General features: G+C 61.2%; 19 protein-coding genes. 8 read left to right on the top strand and 11 right to left on the bottom strand.

Annotation, left to right across the window (positions count from 1 at the left end):
- Positions 1-19: 19 nt before the first annotated feature.
- The gene (gene rpmB, locus D8780_RS10825; protein ID WP_121645598.1) at positions 20-322 is read right to left on the bottom strand and encodes a 50S ribosomal protein L28; all 303 of its coding nucleotides are present in this window, start codon (positions 320-322) and stop codon (positions 20-22) included.
- 262 nt (positions 323-584) lie between these two features.
- Here rpmB and D8780_RS10820 point away from each other — a divergent pair, with 262 nt between their 5' ends.
- Positions 585-1367, top strand: a complete 783-nt coding sequence (locus D8780_RS10820) for a DUF3108 domain-containing protein (RefSeq protein ID WP_121645597.1) — start codon at positions 585-587, stop codon at positions 1365-1367.
- A gap of 45 nt (positions 1368-1412) precedes the next feature.
- Positions 1413-2321 carry an aromatic amino acid exporter YddG gene (gene yddG / locus D8780_RS10815; protein WP_121645596.1) on the top strand — a complete coding sequence of 303 codons (909 nt, stop codon included), beginning with the start codon at positions 1413-1415 and terminating at the stop codon, positions 2319-2321.
- Here yddG and gloB read toward each other — a convergent pair.
- Entirely contained in the window at positions 2318-3085 is a 768-nt protein-coding gene (gene gloB / locus D8780_RS10810; RefSeq protein ID WP_121645595.1) for a hydroxyacylglutathione hydrolase, read from the bottom strand. The genes yddG and gloB overlap by 4 nt on opposite strands.
- Before the next feature lie 97 nt (positions 3086-3182).
- On the opposite strand from gloB, the gene D8780_RS10805 reads away from it, so the two are divergent.
- From D8780_RS10805 to D8780_RS10795, 3 genes are read left to right on the top strand one after another with little or no spacing between them, the layout of a single operon-like run.
- On the top strand, positions 3183-3950 hold the full coding sequence (locus D8780_RS10805) for a methyltransferase domain-containing protein (protein ID WP_121646522.1): 768 nt from the start codon (positions 3183-3185) through the stop codon (positions 3948-3950).
- 37 nt (positions 3951-3987) lie between these two features.
- Entirely contained in the window at positions 3988-5103 is a 1116-nt protein-coding gene (gene hisC, locus D8780_RS10800) for a histidinol-phosphate transaminase (protein ID WP_121645594.1), read from the top strand.
- Entirely contained in the window at positions 5100-6047 is a 948-nt protein-coding gene (locus D8780_RS10795; RefSeq protein WP_121645593.1) for a prephenate/arogenate dehydrogenase family protein, read from the top strand. The genes hisC and D8780_RS10795 overlap by 4 nt, the downstream gene beginning before the upstream one ends.
- 34 nt (positions 6048-6081) lie before the next feature.
- On the opposite strand, the gene D8780_RS10790 is transcribed toward D8780_RS10795, so the two are convergent.
- Positions 6082-7044 carry a DUF2125 domain-containing protein gene (locus D8780_RS10790; protein ID WP_158598489.1) on the bottom strand — a complete coding sequence of 321 codons (963 nt, stop codon included), beginning with the start codon at positions 7042-7044 and terminating at the stop codon, positions 6082-6084.
- Positions 7045-7148: 104 nt separating this feature from the next.
- On the opposite strand from D8780_RS10790, the gene D8780_RS10785 reads away from it, so the two are divergent.
- Positions 7149-7676 (top strand): gamma-glutamylcyclotransferase, encoded by a 528-nt coding sequence (locus D8780_RS10785; protein ID WP_121645591.1) that lies wholly within the window; start codon positions 7149-7151, stop codon positions 7674-7676.
- On the opposite strand, the gene D8780_RS10780 is transcribed toward D8780_RS10785, so the two are convergent.
- From D8780_RS10780 to ftsE, 4 genes are all read right to left on the bottom strand, one after another.
- Positions 7673-8482 carry a lysophospholipid acyltransferase family protein gene (locus tag D8780_RS10780; RefSeq protein ID WP_121645590.1) on the bottom strand — a complete coding sequence of 270 codons (810 nt, stop codon included), beginning with the start codon at positions 8480-8482 and terminating at the stop codon, positions 7673-7675. The genes D8780_RS10785 and D8780_RS10780 overlap by 4 nt on opposite strands.
- A gap of 91 nt (positions 8483-8573) precedes the next feature.
- Positions 8574-9275, bottom strand: coding sequence for a YdcF family protein (locus D8780_RS10775; protein ID WP_121645589.1), 702 nt, complete (start codon positions 9273-9275; stop codon positions 8574-8576).
- Positions 9276-9329: 54 nt separating this feature from the next.
- On the bottom strand, positions 9330-10286 hold the full coding sequence (locus D8780_RS10770) for a cell division protein FtsX (protein ID WP_245412406.1): 957 nt from the start codon (positions 10284-10286) through the stop codon (positions 9330-9332).
- A gap of 109 nt (positions 10287-10395) precedes the next feature.
- Entirely contained in the window at positions 10396-11055 is a 660-nt protein-coding gene (gene ftsE, locus D8780_RS10765; RefSeq protein WP_121645588.1) for a cell division ATP-binding protein FtsE, read from the bottom strand.
- A gap of 411 nt (positions 11056-11466) precedes the next feature.
- Between ftsE and D8780_RS10755 the strand changes: the two genes are divergently transcribed.
- Positions 11467-11844 carry a response regulator gene (locus tag D8780_RS10755; RefSeq protein WP_121645586.1) on the top strand — a complete coding sequence of 126 codons (378 nt, stop codon included), beginning with the start codon at positions 11467-11469 and terminating at the stop codon, positions 11842-11844.
- A 32-nt stretch (positions 11845-11876) separates the two neighbouring features.
- Here the strand turns inward: D8780_RS10755 and D8780_RS10750 are convergent, their stop codons facing one another.
- From D8780_RS10750 to argH, 4 genes are all read right to left on the bottom strand, one after another.
- Positions 11877-14483 carry a TIGR02302 family protein gene (locus D8780_RS10750; RefSeq protein WP_121645585.1) on the bottom strand — a complete coding sequence of 869 codons (2607 nt, stop codon included), beginning with the start codon at positions 14481-14483 and terminating at the stop codon, positions 11877-11879.
- A gap of 104 nt (positions 14484-14587) precedes the next feature.
- Positions 14588-15853, bottom strand: coding sequence for a diaminopimelate decarboxylase (lysA, locus tag D8780_RS10745; protein ID WP_121645584.1), 1266 nt, complete (start codon positions 15851-15853; stop codon positions 14588-14590).
- Between the two features lie 2 nt (positions 15854-15855).
- Positions 15856-16155: a hypothetical protein gene (locus D8780_RS10740; RefSeq protein ID WP_121645583.1), complete on the bottom strand. Its 300-nt coding sequence runs from the start codon at positions 16153-16155 to the stop codon at positions 15856-15858.
- Positions 16156-16224: 69 nt separating this feature from the next.
- Positions 16225-17628 (bottom strand): argininosuccinate lyase, encoded by a 1404-nt coding sequence (gene argH, locus D8780_RS10735; RefSeq protein ID WP_121645582.1) that lies wholly within the window; start codon positions 17626-17628, stop codon positions 16225-16227.
- 35 nt (positions 17629-17663) lie between these two features.
- Between argH and tlpA the strand changes: the two genes are divergently transcribed.
- Positions 17664-18335 carry a thiol:disulfide interchange protein TlpA gene (gene tlpA, locus D8780_RS10730; protein WP_121645581.1) on the top strand — a complete coding sequence of 224 codons (672 nt, stop codon included), beginning with the start codon at positions 17664-17666 and terminating at the stop codon, positions 18333-18335.
- Positions 18336-18501: the final 166 nt, after the last annotated feature.

Genomic DNA, 18501 nt, shown 5'->3' with positions numbered 1-18501 from the left:
TTCCGAAAACCGTTGGCGCTTACGCGGCCGGCAGGTTTTCCTTGTCGAGGGCCTTCTGAACCTGACGCTTGATCAGGCGGGCCCGCTGCGAAAGGATTTCGTTGCGGGACTTCATCAGGAAGTTGTCGAGGCCACCGCGATGTTCGACGGTGCGGAGCGCCGCGGCCGAAACACGCAGGCGGTAGCTCTGGCCGGTCGCGTCGGACATCAGAGAGACGTTGACGAGGTTCGGCAGGAAGCGACGCTTGGTCTTGTTGTTGGCATGGGAGACGTTGTTGCCAACCAATACGCCCTTGCCGGTCAATTCGCAGATGCGGGACATTGTCAGTGTTCCTTCGTTCTTGATGCGTGGCCGGGCGGTCAGCGCCTTCGAGCCGCTTAGCCGAGACGCGAAAAAAGCCGCGCGTGCGCGGCTCTGTTCGGCAGGTCGGCCGGAAAAGTTGATGTTCCATAGTGGTAACGGATCGCGCCGTCAAGTCGGGAACGCCGAGATATGCGAGGCTGGGCTCCGCCGTCATGGCGCCGTATTTGGCCGTTGTTAGTGGGCCAAGAGGGACGGTCCACGAACAGGATCGGAATATTGGATGGCTATAAGCGCAAAAGGGCGGCTTTTCACGCTCATTCTTTCGGTGGCGCCCCTGATGGCCCAACCGGCCGGCGCCGTCAGTCTCGGTGCCGACTATGTGTTTTCGGTTTTCGGCCTGCCCGCGATGAAGATCGAGATCGACTGGAAGGGCAATGACCAGCGCTACACGGTCGACGGCAAACTTCGGCCGGCGGGTGTCGGCCGCATATTCGGCGCTATCCGGGGCAAGCTGTCGGTCGATGGCCGCGTGACGCCGGAGGGCTGGAAGCCCGATGACTTCGCCATGAAATATGAGGGCAAGGATCCCTGGCGCGGGACGGCGAAATGGTCAGGCGACACGCTGACCGAACTGAAGACCAAGCCGGAGAATAAGCGGAAAGATGGAGATGCCTGGGTTCCGCTCGATGGCGCTGCGCGCGCCGGTTTTGTCGATATGTTCACCGGGCTCGTCATCGAGGCCGATACGGCCCGCGCCGTCTGCGACCGAACGCTGGACCTCTTCGATGGCGAAATGCGCCTGACCCTGGCACTGAGTGCGCCGAAGCCGGTCCCGGTTGCCATCAAGGGCGCACCCGAGCGCGGCATCGAATGCAAGGCGCGTTTCACACCCATTGCGGGTTACAGCACCAACAGTTCGTCGCGCAGACATCTGGCGCGCCAGACCATTGAGATCGTCTGGGCCAATCCCGTGGGGCTATATTGGGTGCCCGTATCGGCGGTCATTCCGCACAAGGATGCGACGCTGCGCATTCGGGCATCCGAAATATACGGCCGCCCCTGAACTTTATCGCTTGTCCGGTCGCTGGCTGTCGCCTAAGGCCGCGGCATGATCCGTTCGACCGCCATCGGTTTTCTGGCTGTGCTGCTCTGGGCCTCGCTGGCTCTGTTCACGACTCTTTCCGGCGAGGTGCCACCGCTTCTGCTGAACGGGATGGCCTTCGCCGTCGCGACCATGGTTGGGCTCTCCTTCGGCCTTGCGACGGCGAAAGGGCGAGCGATCTTTTGGCAAACCTTGCGGTTGCCACCCTTCGTTATCGGTTTCGGTACTGCGGGCCTGTTCTTCTTCCACGCACTTTATTTTGCCAGTCTCAGGCTGGCGCCTCCGGTCGAGGCCAATCTGCTCAACTATCTGTGGCCGTTATTCATCGTTCTGGGATCGGGGCTCGTGGCGGGCAACACGCCGGGTTGGCGGCAATGGACGGGCGCGCTGCTCGGTCTGATCGGCACGGTCCTCATCGTGATGAAGGACGGCGCGTTCCGCTTCGAGGCGGAGTACCTGCCGGGATATGCGCTTGCGCTTGGCGCAGCATTCTTCTGGACGATGTATTCGCTCGCTGCACGCCGGTTTCACGAGGTGCCGACCTTGGCCGTAACGTGGTACTGCCTCGGTACCAGCGCTCTGAGCTTCGTCATGCACGCGATGGTCGAGGCGACGGTTCTGCCCGAGAACAGCGTGGAATGGATGGCCGTCCTATGCCTCGGCCTTGGGCCCGTGGGGATCGCCTTTTTCTTCTGGGATGAGGGGATGAAACGCGGCGATGTTGCCGTGCTCGGGGCGGCAGCCTATGCGGCTCCCCTTCTATCGACGCTTCTGCTGATCGCTTTCGGCCAGGCAGAACTCACCTGGCGGATCGGGCTGGCATGTCTACTGATCACGTCAGGCGCAGGCCTCGCCGCCTCATCATTGCTTGCGCGGCGAAAGCTGGCAAAGTCGGCCGGCCCTTCCCCGACCTAGAAATTGTCTTTTCTCGAGCGGATTTCAGCAAATACCTCCGCTGCCGAGGCGGCTTCCATATTCAGCGCCTTCTTCAGCACGTCGTCGCGGGTGCGAAAATAAGGGTTGGTCTCTTTTTCCAGCCCGATCGTGGTCGGCAACGTCGCTTCGCCCGCCTCGCGTTGGGCGGCAACCTTCTCCAGCTGCTCCCTCAGCTTCTCATTTTCCGGATCGACGGTCACGGCAAATTTCGCGTTAGCCAGCGTGTATTCGTGGCCGCAATAGACCTTTGTGTCGTCCGGCAGCTCGGCCAGCTTGTCGAAGCTTCGCTGCATATCCTCGGGGCTGCGCTCGAACAGGCGTCCGCATCCCATCGCAAATAGTGTGTCGGCGGCAAATAGCAGCTTGTTTTTGGGGAAGAAGTAGCAGACATGGCCGGCGGTGTGGCCCGGCGTCTCGATCACCTGGATATCCTCGCCGCAAATCGAAACGGTGTCGGCATCGCCGACCAGTTCATCGAGGCCGTCGATCTTGTCTGCTTCCGCCTTCGGTCCGATGACCTTGGGCGTGAAACGGTGTTTCAATGGCTTGATCGCTTCGACATGATCGCCGTGGTGATGCGTGATCAGGATGTGAGTGAGGTTCCAGCCCGTCCTTTCGAGGGCGTCGAGAATCGGCCCTTCTTTCGGCGCGTCGATGGATATGGTGCTGTGGCTATCAGGATCATGCACCAGCACGCAGAAATTGTCGTCGCGCGCCATGAACTGTTCGATCTGCAGCGCCATGCTGGGCCTCCATCGCTTTTCCATTCTCCCCGAAGGTGCAGCGCTGGCGATGACGGTCAAGGTTTTCCTGACGAAAGAGGTGCCTTATCTTGCTGCCATGCATTGTGAAATTCGCGCCCTACGAGACTTTTATTCAAGCCCGCTAGGCCAACTGGCGGAGCAATCGATCGCGCGCGCTCTTTCATCGGTATGGGAACCGAGTGCCTCGGAGCGGTTTGTCGGGGTCGGCTATCCGGTTCCCTGGCTTGATCGCTTCGCTTCCGAAGCCGAACGAACGCTATGCTTCATGCCCGCGGGGCAGGGTGCCGTGGCCTGGCCGACGGACGCAAAAAGCGCCACCGCGCTCATTTTCGACGAGGAACTGCCGCTTGCCGACAGTTCGGTCGACCGACTTTTATACGTCCATGCGCTGGAGCATTCGGAAAATCCTCGCGAAACGCTGACCGAAGCCTGGCGGGTTCTTTCTCCCGGCGGGCGCGTGGTTGCCGTCGTGCCGAGCCGTAGAGGGCTGTGGGCCCGGTTCGAGCATACGCCTTTCGGTACCGGCCGCCCTTTTTCGGAAGGCCAGCTTTCACGGCTGCTCGAAGAGAGCAATCTAACGGTGACGCACCGCGTCGAAGCTCTGCACTTCCCGCCGCTGCGTCGCCGCTTCGCTCTCCGATTTGCCGGCGCGATGGAGCGGTTGGGCCGGCGATTCTGGCCTTTATTTGCCGGAGTCCGCATCGTTGTGGCCGAGAAGCGTCTTTATCAAGGATTGCCCGTCGCCGAGCGCGCCAGCCGACGGGTCTTTCAGCCTGTTTTGCAGCCTGCCGGCGCACTTGGCCGTCACCGTGCTGCACTCGACAGACGAGACTGGGGCAGATAATCACCCCTCGACGATTTTCATTGCCATGAGCGCAGACATGACCGAGTTCAAGATAATCGACGCCCCACTCGCGCGCGACACGATCGCCTCCATAAGCCCTTATGTGCCTGGCCGCAGCAAGGGGGAGGGCCAGGCGCGTCTTCACAAGCTTTCGTCCAACGAAACCCCGCTTGGAGCATCGCCTGTCGCGATCGAAGCCTTTCGTGACAGTGGCGAGACGCTGGAGCGCTATCCTGACGGCTCGGCTGCCGATCTGCGCGAGGCGATCGGCGCAGCGCATGGCCTTGATCCGGAGCGGATCATTTGCGGCGCGGGTTCGGACGAGCTTCTTTCCCTTCTGGCCTACACCTACCTCAATCCGGGTGATGAAGGCATTTATTGCCAGCACGGTTTCCTCGTCTACCGCATCGCCATTCTGGCTGCGGGTGGTGTTCCCGTCATCGCGCCCGAGACCGATGAAACCGCTGACGTCGACGCCATTTTGGCGGCGGTGACCGAGCGCACGAAGATTGTGTTCCTTGCCAATCCGAACAATCCGACAGGGACGTATCTGCCCGCCAGCGAAGTAAAGCGGCTCCACGAGGGTTTGCCGAAACACGTGGTGCTGGTCCTCGACGCGGCTTATGCGGAATACGTCGAGAAGGACGACTACGAGGCAGGTATCGAACTGGTTCGGAGCGCAGGCAACGTTGTCATGACGCGGACCTTTTCGAAGATCTACGGCTTGGCATCGCTGCGGCTTGGCTGGATCTACGGTCCCGAGGCCGTGATCGATGCGTTGAACCGGATTCGCGGCCCCTTCAATGTCACCGGACCGGCCATTGCTGCCGGGGTCGCGGCTATGGGTGATCAAACCCACATCGCCAAAGCGGTCGCCCATAATACGGAATGGCTCAAGAAGGTGACCGAGGGTCTTGAAGCCCTTGGGCTTCGCGTCACGCCGTCGGTCGGTAATTTCGTCCTGATCCATTTTCCCGAAGGAGACGAGACCAAGAGCGCTTCCGAAGCGGACACGTTCCTTTCAGAGCGCGGTTTCATCCTGCGGCAGGTTGGCGGCTACGGCTTTCCGAACGCGCTGCGGATGACGATCGGCGCCGCCGAGGCCAATGAAGGCGTGCTGGCGGCTCTCGCGGAATTTCTGGACCGCGCATGACACAACCGATGTTCGACCGCATCGCGCTGATCGGTATCGGCCTGATCGGCTCCTCCCTCGCGAGAGTGATTGTGCGGGAGAAGCTGGCCGGTGAAGTCGTGATCTCCACGCGCCGTGAAGAGACGCTCGAAGAAGCGCGTTCGCTTGAACTGGGCGACCGGTATGAGCTGGATGCGGCCGAGGCGGTCAAGGATGCCGACCTTGTGATCGTGTCCGTGCCGGTCGGCGCGTCGGGCGCGGTGGCGCGGCAGATCGCGCCCGCTCTGAAAAAAGGCGCCATCGTGACGGATGTCGGATCGACGAAACGCTCCGTCATCGCGCAAATGGCGCCGGAATTGCCCGATCATGTGCATTTCATCGCGGGTCACCCGATCGCGGGCACCGAGAAGAGCGGTCCTTCGGCAGGCTTTGCCTCGCTCTTCGAGGACCGCTGGTGCATTCTGATCCCGACGAAGGATGAGACGGGTTCACCGGCGATGGAGGCGCTTACGGCATTCTGGGAAGCATGTGGCAGCCGCGTCGAGGTGATGGAAGCGGGGCACCATGACCAGGTGCTCGCCCTGGTAAGCCATGTACCGCATCTGATCGCCTACAATATTGTCGGCACCGCCGATGAACTGGAGAGCGTCACCGAGCGTGAAGTCATCAAGTACTCGGCTTCGGGCTTTCGCGACTTCACGCGGCTGGCCTCTTCCGATCCGACCATGTGGCGCGACGTCTGCCTGCACAATCGCGACGCGATCCTCGAAATGCTCTCGCGTTTTTCGGAAGATTTGACGGCCCTTCGGAAGGCCGTGCGTCGTGGCGACGGTGAGGCGCTTTTCGATCTGTTCACGCGCACCCGCGCCATTCGCAGCGGAATTATCGAGGCTGGTCAGGATGTGGATGTCGCAGACTTCGGACGTTCCGTCGTCCGCGGAAAGAGCGAGAACGCAAAGTCCTGATCGCTATTGGCGACCGCTCCCGCGCTTTGCTTTCTCAAGGCAGCGGCGGGATTGCCGGCAGCTTGATGAAGAGAATCGACGGGACGCCGTTTTCGACCTTCACCGGGATCGAAGGTGTTCGACCGTCATTGACGGCAAAATTGTCCAAGGCATCAAATGCCCCTCGGATCGCATCGGCTTCGGCCGGAACGAGTTCAGCAAGAAGGTCTCCGATCTCTTCCGGCGATTGCAGCTTGATCTTGATATCGCCGTCGATCAATCCATCCGAATCGACTTCATAGTCACCCGATATCCAGAGTTGTGCGTCTCCCGATCCGGCCCGCAGATGAACCTGATCGAGGCGGCCGGATAGTCCCCGCATTGAAGCAAGGCCGTTTTGTGCGAGTATCGGCACACCATCGGTAAGGCTTACATCGGCTTCGAGCGACAGAGGCGGTAAGCCTTCGCCACCGGTCATCGGGGACGTCATATCGGCGAGGCGCAGGGTGATGTCGAGGTCGCTTTGATCGACTTTCGTCTTCACAAGAAGGCGCCCCACTTCGGCGAGGAGGGAGCCGTTTTCCTGCAAGACGAACGTCACGTTTCGGCCATCGATCGATAGAGTTTCGGGCAGCGGCTCGGCGTAGCGGGTCGAAAGGCTCATATGGTCCCAGCCGACACTGAGCGGCGGAAAGCGCGAGCTTTCGAGCTGAAGCGGTGCCTCGACCTCTCCGGCAATGCGATTCGGATCGTTGAGCTGAACCGACGAGTGAAACGCCTTCGCCTTGCCGGCATACTGACGATCATCGGTCAGAAAGGTGACGGGCTCGCAGGAGACGCCGAGCTGGAAGGGATAGCCCCAGACGTCCATCTGAGCACAGGAGGCCTCACCGCTGCCTTCGCTGAACTGCGCGATCGCCTGCCGCATTTGCGATTCGAGGCGGCTCGCCATATAGAACCAGCCCGCCGTCCACGCCACGAAGACGATCAACAGCGCGATACCAAGCGCAAGGACCATCCGTCCGCTTCTCGGGCGGGATTTCTGATCGTCTGGATGCGGTGCGAGTCGCCGGGTCATCGTGAGAAAAGGTTGGATGGAAAAGGCCAGGGCATGAGGGCGATATGACTGATTTCTGGGTGTTTGGCTATGGATCTTTGATGTGGCGGCCCGAATTTGAGCCTCTGGAAACGGTCCGGGCGCGCCTGCACGGTTATCGCCGGTCTCTGTGCATCTCGTCGCATGTCATGCGCGGCACACCGGAACGTCCCGGCCTCGTGCTCGGGCTGGATCGGGGCGGCTCATGCGTCGGCCTCGCCTTTCGCGTAGATGGGCGTCAGCACGACAAGGTGATGGCCGATCTGCGCGCCCGAGAACTGGTGACGAACGTCTATCTGGAATGCCGCCGCAACGTGCAACTGGCAGACGGCCGACGCATCGAAGCGGTTTGTTATGTCGTCGACCGCTACCATGATCAGTATCTCGGCTCGCTGAGCGTCTCCGATGCGGCGCAGCGTGTTGCGGGGGCGACAGGCAAGTTCGGCCCCAATGCCGACTACGTTCTCAACACGGTCGATCATCTCCTCGAACTCAACATCCGGGATGGCTGGCTTGAGGCCGTGGCGAAGGAATTGAAGGCTGGCGCGCGTTAGTTCCGGCGAGGCAGCCCTTCCGTTTCAACGCCAAGTTCTTCCAGCCTGACGATGGCCGTGGGCGGAAAGGGCGGCGGGTCTTCACTGCGCGCCACTTCGACCAGCAGCTCGTCGCAGGCGCCTTCGATCTTTTCGCAGAGGAGCCGGCGAAATTCCTGGCGGGGCAGGCCGGGTGGAATCGGTTCGAGAATACGCGCGACCATCAGGCCGGGGTAGCGGCGGAACTGGCGGCGCGGCCAATAGAGCCCGGCAAGGTGCGCAATCGGCACGACCGGAATGTTGAGCCGGGCATAGAGTTCCACGATACCGTATTTGTAGTCCGGCGGTGCGCCGACGGCCTTGCGTGTGCCCTCCGGGTAGATGATGAGCTGGCGGTCCTGCCGTGCCATGCGCATGGCGGCCTTGTTGGCGATCTGCTCCATCACGGCGCGGCCCCTGCCGCGGTTGATGGCGATGAAGCGGAAGCGCAACAGATACCAGCCGAAGATCGGTATCCAGGTCAGCTCCCGTTTCAGAACGATCATGCCGGCCTTGATGTGCGGCACGAACGCAAACGTATCCAGAAAACTCTGATGCTTGATCGCCACGATGCAGTTCGTGTCGACCATGTTTTCGGTACCTTCGACCTGCACGCGAATGCCGACGATATGGCGGGCCAGCCAGAGACTGCTGGACGACCAGACTTTTCCAACTCCCCACACGTACCAGAACGGCCCCAGAAAGGTGAAAATGGCAAAGACCAGCATCTGAAGCAGAAGATTCAGATAGAAAATCGCGTTGAAGAGGAGCGATCGGAAAGCCAGCATATCCGTCCCAAACCCGTGTCACGGTCGTTTCGCCCGCCACATACACGAACGAGGGTGGAGGGCAAAGTTCCCGCCGGCAAACGAGGCAGATTCAGAATGACCAGCTTCGGGCTGCAGCGAATTTGCGGACGGAGTCGGGAGCGGCGTTTCGAACGATCGCCAGAAGATATTTGGCGTATTCCTGGACCAGCAGGCGCACTGTCCCGCTGTTGGAAAGCCACAGGCCTTCCTGAATCACATCGGTTCGAACCGGCACGCCGATCAAGCGCCGTTCGTTATCTGTCTGCCTCAGCTCCAGGAGGGAACGCGGCAGGTGCCAATCACTCGTCACGATGATGAGCGCGTCGAAATCGTGCTCTCTGGCCCAATTCAGCGTTTCGCGGGCATTGCCTGCCGTGTCCAGCGCTTCGGTGTCGAGATCGATGCAGCAGGCGAAAAGATCGCCATTGCCGCGATGCTCGGCAGCAATATCCTCGATCGTGTTGTCGGGATGGACACCAGAGATCAGCAGCCGCTCCGCCCGGCCTTCGGCCAGTAGTTCAAGGCCCTTCTCGATGCGGCCCGAGGCCCCGGTGAAGGCCACGATGCCGGCATTGGCCGGAAAGGTGGCCGGGCTTTCCAATTGTCCGATCGAGTAGACGAAGAAAACGAAGCCGCCGATGAGCGCGCCCACAGCGCCCAGCAGCAGCCAGGTGAACAGTCGCGCCAATGCGTGAACCGCGCCGCCCCCACTGCCGTGCCTACGCCGCATGGAGACCGCCGTGCTCTCGTCGGGATAGACCGCATCGCGCATCCCTGTCTCCCTTAAACAACGCCTTGCACCGCTGCATTCCGGTCGGCTGGCACATCATCTTTGCTCCAGCGCACGCCGATCCATCTCGCCGAGATAGTTCAGAACGGTGACGTGGGATGTGATGGCCGTCAACGCGGCGATCATGATGATGAGGCCACCGACGCCCAGCCAGCCGGTGAGGCCGATCGCAAAATTGCCGAAAAGGGCACTCGTCTGATCGCCTTCGGGCGTTGCCATGGCATTTAAGGACCAGACATGGAACAAGCCGAAGATCAACAGCGCGACGCCTCCGCCCGTCACGGCCCCTCTGAGGCCTATGAGAAGAAAGTGTCGCCGGAATTCGCGCGCGATGAAGCGGGCTTCGGCCCCCACGAAATGAAGTACCTCGATGATCGGATCATTGCCGGCCATCGCCCCTCGCGTGGCGAACACGACCGTGAGGATCGTTGCGATGATCATCATCACCAGCACGGTGATGCCGATGACGATCGTGGTGCCGGCCATCTTCACCAGACGATCGACCCAGCTGCGATGATCATCGAGTGAAAGATTTTCGATTTCAGCGGTTAGGGCGGCGCGCAAGGCCGGGAAATCGGGTGGCGACGTCTCATCAATGGTGAGAAGAATCAGCCGTGGCACGGGCAGTTCGGAAAGATCCAGCCCGGTTCCGAGCCATGGCTCCAGTAGCCGGCTGGTTTCCTCGTCATCGATGATCTGCGTGTCGATCACCCCCGGAAACTCTGCGGCTATCGTCCGGGCACGCTGCAACGCCTCAGCCATGTCGAAATCTTCGCCGGGGCGGATCTGGATCGTCGCCTCGCGAGCGATCTGGCTTTGCCACCGGGTGGCCGCGTCGGCGACAAGGCTCACGGCGCCTGTAGTCAGGCAGCACAGGAACGTCATGATAGCGATCACGAGCGTCAATGCGCGGCCCGCCACATTCTGCCGGGGGATGATGGGTGTCGGTTTCGGCCCGCCGGGCCGTACGGCCCGTCCGAGGCTGGCCCGCATATTGGGAAGGCGGGGGAGGCGCGGGGCCATGCCGACGCGGTTGGCGGTGCGCGACATGCGGGAGGGCAATTCACCTTCGGCGGAGAAATCCCGCTTGCTTGGCACCTCTTCAGTCATGAATCACCAAATGGCCGTTCTCAAGCACCATACGCCGCGCTTCGACCTGATCCATCAAGCCCAGATCGTGCGTCGCGATAAGGACGGCCGTGCCCGACCGGTTAAGTTCTATGAAGAGGCGCAGAAGGCGGTGGGCCATGGGCGGATCGACATTGCCCGTCGGTTCGTCCGCCAGAAGAATATCGGGCTGCTCGATCAGCGCCCTTGCAATGGCGACCCGCTGCTTTTCGCCGCCGGAGAGAACCTGCGGCATGACGTGCATGCGGTCCCCGAGCCCGACCCATTTAAGGAGCTCCGTCACGTCACCCGCATAGCTGGCCTCCTCGCGACCACGGACACGAAGCGGCAGGGCGACATTTTCCCAGGTGGTCATGTGTTCCAGCAGGCGGAAATCCTGGAAGACGATTCCGATACGCCGGCGGATATCGGGCAGGTCATGACGGGTGATCTGCGTCCGATCCTTTCCGAAGACCGTAATCAGCCCGCGCGTCGGGCGAAGCGACATGAAGAGAAGGCGCAGCAAGGTCGTCTTGCCGGCGCCCGAAGGGCCGGTCAGAAACTGAAAAGAACGCTCCGGAATGTCGAAACTGACATCACGAAGGATTTCGGGGCCCATGCCATAGCGCAGACCCACATTTTCGAAGCTGATCAACGCCGCACCGCTTGTCTTTCCCGCGCGCTATACGAACGCGCTCCAGACTGATTCATCTGTGCCAACATGGTTAAAGGAGCTTTAAGAAAGTCGTCAACAGCTTCTGAAATTAAGGTTCCATTAACCATATTCCGCTTAGCTCGGTGTCCTGAAACTGATGTGAAACGGACCAATATGGCGGAAGGACAAAAGACGAACACGCCGCTGTTCCGCCCTATTGGGGTTAACGAGCAGGCTGTCGTAGACGCCGATTTCGAGATTATTTCGCCCACAGGAGAATGCGGTCCGGCACTTCCGGTCCGCACAGCGAAAAACGAAACTGGATTCGCTGTCCTCCTCATCCTGATAATAGTCGGGGCGTTTCTGTTTTCGGGCGGCTGGTCTGTCTTTCGTATCTGAAAGGAATGAGTCATGGCTCGCATTCTAATCGTTGAAGATGATGATGCCGTTCGCCAGTTTACCGCGAGGGCGTTGGCCCGCGACGGCCATGAAATCCTGATGGCTGAAGATGGTGATCTCGGGCTCGAACTTATCGAAGACGAGCAGGGCCGATTCGATCTCGTGCTCTCCGATATTCGGATGCCTGCCATGGATGGTATCGCGATGTCGCTCGCCATTGCCCGGCAGTTTCCTCATATTCCGATTCTACTGATGACCGGCTACGCCGAACAGCGCGAGCAGGCCAGTGAAGTGCAAAGCATCGTCATCGATGTGCTGCCGAAGCCATTCGAACTTGCCGATCTGCGAAACTTCGTCGGTCAGGCCCTATCGGAGCGTAAGGCCGCCTGATCCATTTTCTGACAGGTGGCTGCGAAACCTTGTCAGCGCGCCTCCAGTAGCCGTTCCAGATATTGCCGCTCCAGTTCCGGCGAGAGACGATCGCCCAAGCGACGGCGGATCTCCTCCAGAATGCGCCGCGCCCTTTCGGCCTCGATCTCCTCGGGCACCTTGGTGGTATCGCCGAAATCCGGGCCACGGGTGGCGCGGGGACGGCCAAGCGGGTCGCGATCGTCCGTGCCCCGCGCCTGACCGTTTTCGCCGGGGCCGCCCTGATCGCCGGGCTGGCCTTCCTGCATGGCCTGCATCTGGTTCATCATGTCCTGGGCGCCCCGACGCATGGCCTCCAGCGCATCGCCCTGATTGCCGACAGCACCGCGACCATCCTCTTCGGCAAGGTCGTCGCCGGCCCGCCCCATGGCGTCTCCAGCATCGTCGAAGCCTTCGCCGGGCTCGATCCCGGAGCCCTGCAGATCTTCCATCAGCCGTCCCAGATCCTGTTGCAACTGGCGTTGGCGCTCCTGCAGATCCTGCATGCTCTGGCCGGCCAGTCCGTTGCCGCCTTGCTGACCGGGCTGCTCGCCCTGTCCCGACTGCGGCGGCCCGGACGGCGATTGCTGTCCCTGACCGGATTGCCCTTGTCCCGGCTGCCCGTCCTGGCCGGGCGACGGCTGCTCGCCCGGTTGCCCCTGTTGTCCCTGCTGGCGACGAAAGGTCTCGTCCATCAATTCCTGCTGCTCGCGCATCATTTCGCCCATGCGGTCCATCTGCTGACGCATCTGGCCCTGCGCGCTCTGTTGGCCGGACCGGCCCTGCATCGCCTGCATGTTCTGCATCATCTGCTCCATCATCGAGAGCAGTTGCTGGGCGGCCTCCTTGTCGCCGCTCTTTGCCAGCTCTTCCAGACGGTCGAGCATGTCCTGAAGGTCTTCACCGGTCATCATCTGGCTGGGGTCCGGCTGCGGCTGGTTGGCAAGGTTCGGATCGCGAGCCGCATTTTCCGCCAGTTCGCGCATGTAGTCGGCCATGGCGGTTCGCAGTTCGTCCATCAGCCTGTCGATCTCGTCCGGCGAAGCACCCCGATCGATGGCTTCGCGCAGAGCCTGCTGCGCATCGCGCAGGCGCTTTTCCGCTGCGGTGAGGTTGCCATCCTCGATACCGATGGCGACTTCCCACATATAATCGACCACGGCACGCAGTTCGTCGTCAGTCTGCGCGTATCGCAGACGCGATGCGACGGTGGTCAGCGCCAGATAGTCGGCCAGGCGCGTAAAGGTTTCATCCGGGCGTAGCATCGTCGCCGAGAGCAGCCTCTGGACATAGGGTTTGTCATCGGCATCCATGGCGAGCAATTGGCGCTGTTCCAGAACGGCAAGTGCAAGGGGATTGGTGAAGCGCCGCTGCGGCAGGAAAAGTTTGGCCGTTTCGCTGCGGGCCGTCTGCCCCGCGCCGTCTTCCACGACGATCTGGACGCCAACCGCCATGCCGGCAAATGGGCTTTCGACCAGATCCTGTACCGTTTCACCCTTGCCATTGCCGCGCTTGGGCGGCACGCGGAGATCGATCACCGGCGGTTCATAGAGCGGACGGGCTTCGGGGTCGGCGGGGTCGAGCGTCTCGATGAGAGCCTGCGCTTCGGTCACGCCGTAATCGTCACTCATCTCGTATCGGAGCGCGAGCGCGCCGCTGGCTTCCTCCGAGGGCGTTTCGCTGAAACGGGCCTGCGGCGGTTGATCGGGTGTCACCGAAAAGGCAAACGGGCCCGGCTGGCGATCGCCGATCGAGAGTGTACCGTCGGCCTCCAACACGTAATCATACTGGGCGGTATCCGGCTGGTTCTCTTCGTCGCTCGGAGGCAAGATTTCGGCGTCGCCGGCAATGGGCTTCCAGCGAACCTCGGCATCGCCTTCCGTGATGCGAACTGTCACCGTTGAAAATCGCGGCACTGTGAAGAGGGTTTCGTTTCGGTTCTGCTCGGCTGTCAGGAAGACAGGCGCACGGCCGGTATAATCGGGAGGGGTCACCCAAGCGTCGATTCGCGCTGGTGCTGCACCGAGCCTTTCGCTTTTGGCCGCAAAGGCGTCTGTCAGGCGACCGCCTGCTTCGGAAAAGGAGAAGGCGAAAGCGACCACGAGCAGGAGCGGAATGACCACGCGAATGCCATAGGGATCGCGCCTCGCAATATCGCTCGCCGGCAGGCCCGTGCCCAGCACGCCGATGCGTTCCGCCATCCGCTTTCTGTGTTCCTGCCAGAGGAGTGCCGCGAAAGGATCGTTCGCCGAGCTTTCGGAAAGCCGGTCCTCCTGCGTGGCGATCGGCTGGTGACGCAACTGATTGTGCCGCTCGAGACGCTGGTCGATCTCAGCGGATCGCGGAGCACGGAAATGCCGCAAGCGGCTCAGCGCAGCGAGCGCTGCCAGTCCCAGAATGGCGAGGACGCCGAACCGCACTTCATCGCCCATCGCCCGGAAAAGGCCGAACCAGGCAAAAATCAGCAGCATGGCGATCAGGAGGAGCGGGGGAAGGATGAGCGGCCAGAGCCTCTCCGCCACCATGGTCGCAGCCATGCCGATCCGTGTTCGGCGCAATCGCGCCGACTGCAGTCCGAATGAACCATGACTGGAGGAGGTGGAGTGCGGTGTCTCTGGCATCGCGCTTCCTTGAACCGTCGACGCGACCCATTCACGCCTATCGTCAGACTAGCAAGAAATGCGGGTTTTGCGAGGCCATGACCGATTTGTAATGTCGGTGACGGTCAGAGCCAGTCCGGGACACTGTCCAGGGCAATCAATGCCTCATAATCCTGACGGGGGCGGATCACATGCCAGCGATCGCCATCGACCAGAACTTCAGGGACAAGAAGGCGAGAATTATAGGTGCTCGCCTGAACGGCAGCGTAGGCGCCCGCAGAGGAAACAGCCAGAAGGTCGCCCGAGACCGCGCGGCTCATCTCCCTGTCCTTCGCCAGATAGTCGCCCGTTTCACACACCGGACCGACCACATCGGCCGTGATCCAGGGTGTCGTCGATGCCTTGATCTCGACCGGCCGGATGGAGTGGTGCGCCTCGTAGAGCGTCGGGCGGATCAGGTCGTTCATACCCGCATCGACGATAATGAAATTCTTCGCGTCGCCCTCTTTAAGGTAAATCACCTCGGTCACCAGAATGCCGGCATTTCCGGCAATCAGACGTCCGGGCTCAAAGACGGCCTTCACGCCCAGATCACTCGCATGTCTGGCAACGACCGCGGCGTAGTCGGCGGGAAGGGGCGGCGGATTATTGTCGTCCAGATAAGGGATGCCCAGCCCCCCACCGAAATCCACATGCTCAATCGTGTGGCCATCTTCCCGCAGGTCGCGCACCAGATTACTCAGCACCGTCGCTGCAGCGTCGAAAGGTGCAAGCTCGGTGATCTGGCTACCGATATGCATGTCGATCCCGATGACGCGGATACCTGGCATGGCTGCGGCGCGGCGATAGACCTCGCGAGCCCGTGCATAGGGTATGCCGAACTTGTTCTCGGCCTTTCCCGTTGAAATCTTCGCATGGGTCTTGGCGTCGACGTCAGGATTGATGCGAAGCGAGATCGACGCTGTCGTGCCACTCGCGGCGGCGCGCGACGACAGCAATTCGAGCTCGGGCTCGCTTTCGACATTGAAGCAGTGAATGCCCGTGGCAAGAGCGAAGTCCATCTCCCGCGCGGTTTTCGCGACACCGGAAAAGACGATGCGCTCCGGCGGAATGCCGGCAGCCAGGGCGCGGCGCAATTCGCCTTCCGAAACCACATCGGCGCCAGCGCCTTCCTCGGCCAGAAGTTTGAGGACGGCCTGATTGGAATTGGCCTTCATCGCATAGCAGATGAGGCTGTCTATATCGGAAAAGGCTTCCGCGAAGACGCGATAGTGGCGGCGTAACGTGGCCGCGGCATAAATATAGACGGGTGTGCCGACCTGCTCGGCGATCAGGGGAACAGGCACGTTCTCGGCGTGGAGAACGCCGTCGATATATTCAAAATGATTCACGATTATTCCACGAGTCTATCGAGAAAGAAGGGTCTGCTGGGCTTCTCGGAATCGTCGCGGCTGGTGTCGAGACTTTCCTGGGTTTCCAGTGTGCCGTCCTCGAGTTGGGCTGCCGCGGTTCGCGCGGCTGTCGCGTCTTCGCGGCCAAGAGGCACGGCCAGCGGGCCGGCAATGCGCTGATCTTCCTCCACGGCCGGGGCCGACGCCGTTGGCTTTTCAAGATCAGCGCGGCGACCACATGCGGAAACGGCCAACGCGCCCGCGATCAGGGTCAGAAGGGTCAGAGAAGGCAGGCGCATCATGAACGGGTTCCCCTGGATCACGCTTTTCTAGCCGGAAACGCCCATTGGTTGAAGGCCCGGCATGAACGGTTATGGCTCATTCTTAAGGCGGTCCCGCCAGAAGGCGATCTGCTGGCGAACATTGTCCGGTGCGGTGCCGCCGTAAGAGGTGCGCGCCTTCGCGCAGCTTTCCACCGTCAGCACCTTGTAAACGTCCTCGGTGATTGCCGGATCGATGGCCTGAAGGTCGGCGAGCGGCAGGTCCGCGAGGTCGACGCCGCGCTCCTCGGCCAGCGCGACAGCACGTCCCGTCACATGATGGGCCTGCCGAAAGGGCAGATTGACCTGGCGGACGAGCCAGTCGGCGAGGTCCGTCGCGGTGGCAAAGCCCGATCCCGCGGCGGCGGCCATGTTCTCGACGCGCACCTCCATATCGGAGACCATGCCCGTCATCGCCGCGATCATCAGGTCCAGCGTTTCGGCGGCATCGAAGACCGCTTCCTTGTCTTCCTGCATGTCCTTCGAATAGGCGAGCGGCAGGCCCTTCATGACCGTCAGAAGCGTGATCAGCGCGCCATTGAGGCGTCCGGTCTTCGCCCGAATCAGTTCGGCGGCGTCCGGATTCTTCTTCTGCGGCATGATGGAGGAGCCGGTGGAGAAGGAGTCCGAAAGTCGGATAAAGCCGAATTGCGGGGTCGACCAGATGACGATCTCTTCGGCAAGGCGTGACAGGTGCATGCCGCAAATGGCGGACAGCGACAGGAATTCGAGCGCGAAATCGCGGTCGGATACGGTATCGAGACTGTTGCGTGTGGGTTCACGAAAACCCAGTCGCTGCGCTGTACTGTGGCGATCGATCGGCAGTGAGGTGCCGGCGAGAGCGGCCGCGCCGAGCGGGCTTTCATCCAGTCGCTCGATGCAGTCGGTCACCCGCGAACGATCGCGGCCGAACATTTCGACATAGGCCATGCAATGATGGCCGAATGTCACCGGCTGGGCGGTTTGCAGATGGGTGAAACCGGGGAGATAGGTTTCTGCGTGCTCCTCGGCCCTCGCGAGGAAAGTTTCGATGAGCTTGGCCAACGCGCCGTCGATCCGCTTCAATTCGCGCTTGACCCACAAACGGAAATCGAGCGCCACCTGATCGTTGCGCGAGCGCCCGGTATGCAAACGACCGGCAGCCGGACCGATCAGCGCCGATAGCCGCGCTTCGATATTCATGTGAATGTCTTCGAGTTGGCGGGAGAACTGAAAGGTCCCTTCCTCGATCTCCTTTTCGATCTTCGCCAGCCCGTCTCTGATCGCCGCGTGATCCTCGTCGGAAATGATGCCTTGCGCAGCGAGCATCTCGGCATGGGCCAGCGAACCCTCTATATCCTCACGGTACAGAGCCCGGTCGAAATCGATGGAGGCGTTGATCGCGTCCATCACTGCATCCGGCCCGGAGGCGAAACGGCCGCCCCACATCTGATTGCTATTTTTCTCGCCGCTCATATCTGCCCGTTTCCTTAAGAGGAGTATTTGAACTCATGGACGAAGAACCCCGCCCGCGCCGCCCGATGGGACGTTATGTCTTTATCGGCTTTCTCATTCTGCTGATCTTCACGGCGGTGCTATACGTGTTTGGTGCCTTTCCTGGCAATGGCAGCGTGTCGGCGGGCTCCGACCGCGCTGCCGTAAGCTGCAATGAAAACGAGGCTCTTGCGCAAGCGATCGAAAACGCCCGCGCCGGAGAGGTGGCGGGCGTTCTGGCAAGCGAGCCACAGAACCTTTCCGACCTTGTCTTCAATGGTCCGAACGGAGAGGCGATGACGCTCGCCGATTTTTCCGGAAAAACGGTGCTGCTCAATCTCTGGGCGACCTGGTGCGTGCCGTGCCGCGAAGAAATGCCGGCCCTCGACCGTTTGCAGACAGCCAGGGCCGGTGAAGATTTCGAGGTGGTCGCGGTGAATATCGATACCGGGTCTCTCGAAAAGCCGCGTGAGTTTCTGGAGGAGACCGCAGTCAAGGCGCTGCCGCTCTATCATGACAGTTCGACCGACATCTTCAATGCAATGAGGGCCCGAGGCCTCGCACTCGGCCTCCCTGTCACAGTCCTCGTTGACGGTGACGGTTGTCTTCGTGCGCAGATTAACGGTCCGGCGGACTGGTCGAGCGACGAAGCGATACGAATGGTCGACGTGGTGACAGAGGCGAGCTGATCAAACCTCTGCGGGTCGCCTCGTTTTCCGGTTGCAGTCTGTTCGTATCAGCTGATCGGTAAAATTGCGTCGTATTCGTTTAACTGCATTTAACGCGAGGGGGGGCATACCTGACGATGGAGCCGTGGGTGCGGCATCCTGGACATGACGTCCTCTCCCGAAACTG

Source organism: Notoacmeibacter ruber (assembly GCF_003668555.1).
GTDB lineage: Bacteria > Pseudomonadota > Alphaproteobacteria > Rhizobiales > Rhizobiaceae > Notoacmeibacter > Notoacmeibacter ruber.
Note: the sequence above shows the minus strand (reverse complement) of the source record. Positions and strands in the feature narration are given on the sequence as shown.

Coding starts and splice junctions, on each gene's coding strand:
- D8780_RS10770 (WP_245412406.1), bottom strand. CDS start 10,286: ATGCGGGCCAGCCTCGGACGGGCCGTACGGCCCGGCGGGCCGAAACCG.
- D8780_RS10820 (WP_121645597.1), top strand. CDS start 585: ATGGCTATAAGCGCAAAAGGGCGGCTTTTCACGCTCATTCTTTCGGTG.
- D8780_RS10780 (WP_121645590.1), bottom strand. CDS start 8,482: ATGCTGGCTTTCCGATCGCTCCTCTTCAACGCGATTTTCTATCTGAAT.
- D8780_RS10755 (WP_121645586.1), top strand. CDS start 11,467: ATGGCTCGCATTCTAATCGTTGAAGATGATGATGCCGTTCGCCAGTTT.
- D8780_RS10805 (WP_121646522.1), top strand. CDS start 3,183: ATGCATTGTGAAATTCGCGCCCTACGAGACTTTTATTCAAGCCCGCTA.
- tlpA (WP_121645581.1), top strand. CDS start 17,664: ATGGACGAAGAACCCCGCCCGCGCCGCCCGATGGGACGTTATGTCTTT.
- D8780_RS10750 (WP_121645585.1), bottom strand. CDS start 14,483: ATGCCAGAGACACCGCACTCCACCTCCTCCAGTCATGGTTCATTCGGA.
- yddG (WP_121645596.1), top strand. CDS start 1,413: ATGATCCGTTCGACCGCCATCGGTTTTCTGGCTGTGCTGCTCTGGGCC.
- D8780_RS10795 (WP_121645593.1), top strand. CDS start 5,100: ATGACACAACCGATGTTCGACCGCATCGCGCTGATCGGTATCGGCCTG.
- D8780_RS10775 (WP_121645589.1), bottom strand. CDS start 9,275: ATGCGCGATGCGGTCTATCCCGACGAGAGCACGGCGGTCTCCATGCGG.
- hisC (WP_121645594.1), top strand. CDS start 3,988: ATGACCGAGTTCAAGATAATCGACGCCCCACTCGCGCGCGACACGATC.
- argH (WP_121645582.1), bottom strand. CDS start 17,628: ATGAGCGGCGAGAAAAATAGCAATCAGATGTGGGGCGGCCGTTTCGCC.
- D8780_RS10790 (WP_158598489.1), bottom strand. CDS start 7,044: ATGGTCCTTGCGCTTGGTATCGCGCTGTTGATCGTCTTCGTGGCGTGG.
- rpmB (WP_121645598.1), bottom strand. CDS start 322: ATGTCCCGCATCTGCGAATTGACCGGCAAGGGCGTATTGGTTGGCAAC.
- D8780_RS10740 (WP_121645583.1), bottom strand. CDS start 16,155: ATGATGCGCCTGCCTTCTCTGACCCTTCTGACCCTGATCGCGGGCGCG.
- gloB (WP_121645595.1), bottom strand. CDS start 3,085: ATGGCGCTGCAGATCGAACAGTTCATGGCGCGCGACGACAATTTCTGC.
- D8780_RS10785 (WP_121645591.1), top strand. CDS start 7,149: ATGACTGATTTCTGGGTGTTTGGCTATGGATCTTTGATGTGGCGGCCC.